General features: G+C 50.7%; 1 protein-coding gene. It reads right to left on the bottom strand.

From position 1 onward, the window contains the following. A partial coding sequence (locus H8K29_RS17805) for a hypothetical protein (protein ID WP_222611527.1) occupies positions 1-217 on the bottom strand: 217 nt, incomplete at both ends.

Below are 217 nucleotides of genomic sequence, written 5' to 3'. Positions count from 1 at the left end.
GCGCTATTAAAAAGCCCAACCCCGGGGTAAATGTCGCCACGGTTAAAGTTGGCTACCACTTCTAAGTTGTAGAGAATCGGGGCAGCAAAGCAAACAAAGGAGCCTGCGGGCTCCTTTTTCTTTACCCGGCGTAGTGACCGCTGGTCAGTAAGAGCGAAGAGCAGAAGACGGCTGAATAAGGAGTGGCGACTGAAGAAGAAGGTAAAGAAACGAAGCA

The sequence above is a fragment of the Undibacterium sp. CY21W genome (assembly GCF_014284265.1).
GTDB classification, from domain to species: Bacteria; Pseudomonadota; Gammaproteobacteria; order Burkholderiales; family Burkholderiaceae_D; genus Undibacterium; species Undibacterium aquatile.
This window is presented reverse-complemented; position numbering and strand designations above follow the sequence as displayed.